This window comes from Serratia sp. LTN-2 (assembly GCF_059740205.1).
In genome coordinates, this window is sequence record NZ_JCAXDO010000044.1 from 1 (window position 1) to 5,799 (window position 5,799).

A 5,799-nucleotide genomic window follows, 5' to 3' on the forward strand; every position below is an offset into this window, starting at 1 on the left:
CACTGCTCAGTGGCCTTGAGGCCACAGCTGCTGCAGGCCTTGGACTTGCAGCTCTGGCAGAAAAAGCGGGAATGGGTGCAGTCCGGTGAAGCGCAGCAGTAACGGCGCACGCCCATGGCGCAGGTGCCGCAGGCGAGCATGCGCTCGACGGTGAGTTTGGTCCAGTCGCTGAGGGCGTCGCCGTGTTTGTCGAGATAGCGGCTCCAGCCATCATCGTGTTGGAACAACAGCTTTGCGGGGCGCGGAATATACATGGTGCAGAGTCTACAGGGCGGCAGGGAACAGGAAAAGGGTGTCGGCGCCAGCCGGCTCACGTCGCAGACGTGCTCATTTTATGTGGGTGTTAACGCTGCGGTGGGGTATGCGCCACCGTGCGAACTGCCGGGCCGTCAGGCGGCGCCGGCGTTGATGTGAGGCAGGGGCTTAAAGACGGTAGAGGCAGCAGTGCTGCCGTGCTCGACCCGCAGGGGCGCTACGTTCAATAGCACGCTTGCAGATGCTATTCCCACGCTTTACCGGGCGGGTTTTCGGGATATGGGCCTGACACCTGATAACAAAGGAGGCTGGTTTTGGTTGTTTCAGCGCGGCTTCAGACGACATGGCCTCCAGTTATGCTGTCCGACAGGCCAAATGTTGCAAACTCATTCACTCTCAATCTGATTAGGCAGGCTGGGAGCTTTTAGTGAAGAAGTATAATCTATTGATTAATAAATTAATGGCTATTTAAATTAACCGATTAACGGTGTTTACTGTTCCGTTGCTCCCCAAACCCCGATCTTCCGACATACTGATTATGTCCCCTGAGGAGATCGCTATGCGCAAGATCCGATTCACTGAACACCAGATCATCGCCGTATTGAAGTCCGTCGAAGCCGGACGTACCGTCAAGGATGTGTGCCGTGAAGCCGCTATTTCGGAAGCCAGCTATTACAACTGGAAGGCAAAGTATGGCGGGATGGAAGCGGCTGATATTAAAAAAATCAAAGATCTGGAAGATGAGAACCGGAGGCTTAAACAGATGTTTGCTGATCTCAGCCTTGAGTGTCGGCCACTGAAAGACGTCATCGAAAAAAAGCTTTAAAACCAGCGATAAAGCGCGAACTCGTCAGCTATCTGACGGCGCAATTTGCCATGAGTTTACGCCAGGCCTGCAGGACGGTATATTTTTATCAGCCCGATGCCCGGCGTGATGAACGGTGATCCATGCGCTGACTGAACTGGCAGAACGCTATCCGCGCTACGGTTTTAAGAAGTTGTTCCAGCTGCTGCGCAGGCAGGGCAATACCTGGAACGCATAAACGCGTTCATCGGATTTACTGTCTGCTAAAACTGAATTTTCGTCGTAAGGGAAAACAGCGGCTGCCAGTGCGTAATCCAGCACCACTGGCGACGCCGCAAGCGTTAAACCAGAGCTAGTCCATCGATTTTATGCACGATGCGCTGGTCTGCGGCAGGCGCTTCCGGACCTTCAATGTGGTGGATGATTTAAACCGTGAAGCTCTGGCGATAGAAATCGACCTTAATATCCCGGCGCAACGCGTCGTCCGGGTGTTGGGCAGGATCGTGGTAAATCGCGGCTACCCGTTGAAGATGCGGATGGACAACGGGCCAGAACTGGTTTCACTTGCGCTGGCACAATGGGCCGAAGAACATGGCGTGCAGCTCGAATTTATCAAGCCGGGTAAGCCAACACAAAATGCTTTTATCGAACGGTTCAACCGGACATACCGGACAGAAATCCTGGATTTTTATCTGTTCAGAACACTGAATGAAGCACGGGAAATTACAGAGCGCTGGCTGACGGAATATAACAACGAGCGGCCTCATGAATCCCTGAATAACCTGACACCGGAAGAGTACCGGCTGATGGCTGAAAAACCGGAACTCTCAAAAAGTACGTGGAACTAAAGTTGGGATACTTACACAGGCAGCTGGCTTAAGAAACAAGAGGTGGAAGAATTACAGTATCGGTTAAGGTGTTGGCCTGAAGGAATACCAGCTTCCCAAGAACACATAGAGGATGTCTAAGTAGCTGGCATTTAAGTTATTACCGGTCACTTCTGAAAATAATCATTTTTCAGTGTGAAGTGGCCGTGAATGACTCCAATATAGAAGAACTCCATTCTCATTATGATAAAACCCAGATGACAAAAGACAATGAAAAAGAAATTGATAACAGAATAACAATAACCATGATAACAACAAAATCGAAAAAATCATTGTATTTCAATTGTACATTCTCAAAAACCCCAGCTTATACAATGGAATTTAAATGCAAGTTAAACAAAAACCACGTTAGATGCTAACTAACGTGGTTTGAATTTATTAATTATCACTATTTCAATGACTTGATTTTGGTAATGACTCCAACTTGACGTTACACACTCATATAAAGCGCCTGGCCAGTAAAAAAATCTGCTTATTACGGTCGATTTAGTTGCCTGATAAGGTCATCGGTGCCTTCATCGAAAAGCATATGTTTTTGTGCTGATCTATCAGAACTGATTTCTGGGAACCTATCAGCCATTTTGGGAACTCACGAGTAAATTGCAACCCAAGAATCAACCTTTAATTTTATTATAAATTATCGATGATATTGTTGATAGTAGACCAGAGCCCACTATGGCGCCAATCAAACTGGGCAGATTTACTAGAGAGAGAGCTCCGGTGTTCTCAAATATTCCATCTACAGCCGCTGCGCCCACACCACCACCAATTACCCCACAAATAACATTGGTAATGGTTCTTGTTATATTAGCCACACCCAATTGTTTGACAAATGGCAGGTAACCTGACAACCAGCCAATGACACCACCAATTACAAGATTTACAATAGTGTTAGTATCCATAAAGATATCTCTTTTTGTGCTTTGGGAGGAAGAATGTCATTTGTATATTTAAATATAGAGCACTATTTATTATTGGCAAGTTTTTATTCACTGCTACTCATCAGCAATGGATGGGCATTGTCTACCAATTCATTATTATAAGTATATTTATCAATGCGTTGGTCGATAAGCCTGCAAATATAGAGGTATTTCATTATGGTTGTGAAAAGCCTAAAATAAGCTAATGAAAATAAATTCACATCATGGTTAAAGTGATTGTGATAATAATTTAAAAAGCAATTATTTTAAATTCAGATGTACATGTTAAAAAATCAGTGATGCGATAATGCGTTATTATATCAGCATTATGTCGCGTCCGGATGACAGTGCAGAATATAGCAATGGCATACGCACAGTGCGTTAGGCTACCATTCGCAGAGGGAGTGTATACGACACAGGTTGGCTTAATAACATGAGGTATGAGTCTAAAAAATAGGGGAAACACAATGCCGGGGGAATGTTAGTGGTAATTGAAAGTATATCAGAATAATTTTCATTGGAATAACTAAAGTTACATTTATTTTTTTGCCACTAATAATATCTCAGCCACCTCGGAAAACTCAGTATTCAATATGTTGATACCATTATTCAGGGTTGCAATCATCAGAAAATACCATGTTGGGTGGCGCGGGAAAATATAATTGTTATTTAGAGACGACATTGACATTATCTACTGACTTGAGTCACTATAGTGTGACTACAAGGCAGCACCATAAAATATCCTCTGGTGCCACCTTATGCGAGAGAGTTCTTATTTATTATCTTCTAACAGATAGCGGTAGAGCAGCCCACCGATAGCACCACCAACCAGTGGCACCAGCCAAAATACCCACAACTGCTGCAACGCCCAGGTGCCCTGGAAGAGCGCTACGCCGGTGCTGCGTGCCGGGTTGACGGAAGTGTTGGTCACTGGGATGCTGATCAGGTGGATAAGAGCCAACGCCAGTCCGATAGCCAGAGGGGCAAAGCCCGCAGGAGCGCGCTTGTCGGTCACACCATGGATCACGATCAGGAAGAAGGCGGTCAGTACTAGCTCAATCACGATTGCGGCTTGCAGAGAGTAACCACCCGGGGAGTGTTCGCCGTAACCATTGGAGGCGAAACCACCTGCGGTGGCGTCGAACCCGCCTTTGCCGCTAGCGATAAAATACAGCACCGACGCTGCGGCGATACCGCCGATCACTTGAACGAGAACGTAAGGAATAACTTCTTTCGCCGAGAAACGACCGCTTGCGAATAACCCAACGGTAACTGCTGGGTTAAAATGCCCTCCGGAAATATGGCCGACGGCATAGGCCATCGTCACCACGGTCAGACCGAAAGCGATCGCGACGCCGAGGAAACCAATACCCAGCTGAGGAAATGCCGCTGCTAATACTGCGCTTCCACACCCTCCGAACACCAACCAAAATGTGCCAAAGAATTCGGCAAACAGTCTTTTTGACATAGATTCTATCTCACGAAATAGACTAACGGACGTTAGCCTATAAAACTATAGAACATTTTTTTTAATCTATCGAATTGCTTAATAATTTTTATTACAGGACTCGCGATACTAAGCAAAAGACAAAGTATTGCATCCGAGGGTTTCATCGCCAGTGGTGGCGAAGGGCAATCCCGTTGCGGTGCTGGAATAGACTCCTCCTTGTATCTCAAAAGTGGATTACAATGAACTGGCTTAGATTTGGCAAGGCCTGACCCTGAATATGATCCAGTCATAATCAGGAATAACCGGCTTGATGTTGGTTGTGTATTCTGGCAACCGGCAGACTTCTCAGCAAATTCTGACGGGACCATCCAGCCCAGCGCAGAATGGGGACGCCTCTGGTTATAGTGTATGCGCCAGGCCTCGATTTTGCACCGTGCATCCTCCAAAGACATAAACCAGTTCTCGTTCATGGTTAGGAGATTGAATCGACTATTTTTGAGATCCCAAACCATAGATCGTAGCGTGTCATACTCCCAGAGGGCGGGCAGTGCCGAGCTATTACGCGTAAAAATGCCAACTTTGTTGAGTTTTTAAACTAAAACCCATTTTTCAGGCGCACTTATCCAGAGCTGGGCTCTGAAGCCATCGTTTTTTCGCCATCCGGTGCAGCCTGTCAGAGAGCATTTTTGTAGCGTGTTCATCCGCCATAGCGCCGGCAAAACGCAGTCGGCCTTTGCACAGGATACACTGGTACGGATCGGTTCCCAGGAAGCCTTTTATCAGCACCGCGAACCCGGGCCGCTTCGGTTTTTCCCGTACCGTCATTTCCAGCGCGTCGTAAACCTTCGGCAGCAGCGAGCCTCGCTTGCGGTTGGCCAGAAAACCGTAGTACCGCCCCATTTTAAAATGCCGCGCCGGAATATGGCTGACGTAACGCTGTAGCATCTCCTCCTGGCTGATTTTCTGCCGTTTGTGCTGCTGCGTGCGGTGATCGTAATACTGATGCACCACGGCACCGCCGCGGTAGTGGCGCAGCTGTGAGGCCGCCACCGGCGGGCGCTTCAGATAACGGCCGAGGTATTTCACGCTGCGCCAGGCGCCGCGGGTCTTTTTGGCGAAATGCACTTTCCAGGCACAGCGATACTGGGCATGCAGGTAGCGGTGCCACCGGTCTTCGTTACGGATATGGCCGAGACCCGGCAGGGCGCCGGGATTGATGCGTGCATAGTTGTCGCTCAGCAGGTAAATGACGGCGTTGCGCCAGATGGCTTCCACCTCTTTCTTTTTAAAGAACAGCTGCCGCCAGGTGCTATGTTTGACATCGAGTCCGCCGCGGGTAACGGAAACGTGGATATGCGGGTGCTGATTCAGCTGTCGGCCGTAGGTGTGTAGCGCGCAAAAGATGCCGACTTCGATCCCCTGTTGGCGCGCCCAGCGGAGCATGGCGCGGGTGGCGCAGCGAAACAGGTCATTGAGCAGGGG

At 48.4% G+C, this 5,799-nt stretch carries 5 protein-coding genes and 2 pseudogenes; 2 read left to right on the forward strand and 5 right to left on the reverse strand.

What is annotated here, in order from left to right; translation table 11 throughout:
* On the reverse strand, positions 1-254 hold a 254-nt coding region (locus tag AC6BYQ_RS27885; RefSeq protein ID WP_498057871.1), incomplete at its 3' end, for a transposase zinc-binding domain-containing protein.
* Here AC6BYQ_RS27885 and AC6BYQ_RS27890 point away from each other — a divergent pair.
* Both AC6BYQ_RS27890 and AC6BYQ_RS27895 read left to right on the forward strand, forming a co-directional pair.
* Positions 253-414: a hypothetical protein gene (locus AC6BYQ_RS27890; protein ID WP_198637314.1), complete on the forward strand. Its 162-nt coding sequence runs from the start codon at positions 253-255 to the stop codon at positions 412-414. The two genes, AC6BYQ_RS27885 and AC6BYQ_RS27890, sit on opposite strands and share 2 nt — an antisense overlap.
* Positions 415-814: 400 nt before the next feature.
* Positions 815-1,908: pseudogene (locus AC6BYQ_RS27895) on the forward strand (IS3 family transposase).
* A gap of 653 nt (positions 1,909-2,561) precedes the next feature.
* On the opposite strand, the gene AC6BYQ_RS27900 reads toward AC6BYQ_RS27895, so the two are convergent.
* The 4 genes and pseudogenes from AC6BYQ_RS27900 to AC6BYQ_RS27915 form a co-directional block, all read right to left on the reverse strand.
* Positions 2,562-2,849: a hypothetical protein gene (locus tag AC6BYQ_RS27900; protein WP_498057872.1), complete on the reverse strand. Its 288-nt coding sequence runs from the start codon at positions 2,847-2,849 to the stop codon at positions 2,562-2,564.
* 790 nt (positions 2,850-3,639) lie between these two features.
* Positions 3,640-4,335, reverse strand: coding sequence for an aquaporin Z (aqpZ, locus tag AC6BYQ_RS27905; RefSeq protein ID WP_498057873.1), 696 nt, complete (start codon positions 4,333-4,335; stop codon positions 3,640-3,642).
* 317 nt (positions 4,336-4,652) lie between these two features.
* Positions 4,653-4,784: pseudogene (locus AC6BYQ_RS27910) on the reverse strand (integrase core domain-containing protein); the annotation flags it as partial.
* Between the two features lie 142 nt (positions 4,785-4,926).
* The coding region (locus tag AC6BYQ_RS27915) for an IS91 family transposase (RefSeq protein ID WP_498057874.1) at positions 4,927-5,799 on the reverse strand (873 nt) is incomplete at its 5' end.